General features: G+C 67.1%; 1 protein-coding gene. It reads right to left on the bottom strand.

The annotated features are described in order from the left end of the window. Nucleotides 1–745: SpnB-like Rossmann fold domain-containing protein (locus tag VT50_RS38050; RefSeq protein ID WP_240529511.1), on the bottom strand; the 745-nt coding region annotated here is incomplete at its 3' end. Nucleotides 746–775: the final 30 nt, after the last annotated feature.

The following is a 775-nucleotide window of genomic DNA, read 5'->3' as shown; positions in this document are numbered from 1 at the left end:
CCCCACGATCAGCAACGTCACACGCCTCGACCAATACCTCAGCACCCGCCGCCTCCAGCTCAGCACGCAACTCCGCCGCGCCCCCAGCCTCCGCACCACGACGCGAGAGCAACACCAACCTCTCCACGCCATGCCGCGCCACCAGATGCCGCGACACCACACCGCCCAACACACCCGTACCACCCGTCACCAACACCGCACCCGAGCCAAACCCACCCGACTCCACCACACCCAACGACGGCAACCGGCCCAGACGCGGTATCCGTACCGCACCCGACCGCACGACCACCTGCTCCTCACCCAGAGCCAACACCCCGGCAAGCACACCCTCAACACCATCCATGTCATCGGTGTCCACCAACACCAGACGCCCGGGGTTCTCCGACTGCGCCGACCGCACCAAACCCCACACAGCGGACCCCGCCATATCCGCCACACCCCCACCCACATCAACAGCCCCCTGGGTCAACATCACCAACCGCTCACCCACACGGCCCTCATCCGCCAACCACTCCTGCACCCGCTCCAACACCTCAACAACCCGCCCATACACCTCACCCACCACATCCACACCAGCAGACACCACCCGCACAACCTCAGCCTCCGACGCCACCTCACCACCCACCCCCGGCACAGGCGCATCCACCCACTCCACCCGGAACAACGCATCCCGCGCCGCCCCACCCACAGCACTCAGCTGACCCGCATCAACCGGCCGCAACACCAACGACTCAACCGATGCCACCCCCCGCCCCGACTCATCCCCCACCCACAC

Source organism: Streptomyces antioxidans, from assembly GCF_000968685.2.
GTDB classification, from domain to species: domain Bacteria; phylum Actinomycetota; class Actinomycetes; order Streptomycetales; family Streptomycetaceae; genus Streptomyces; species Streptomyces antioxidans.
This window is presented reverse-complemented; position numbering and strand designations above follow the sequence as displayed.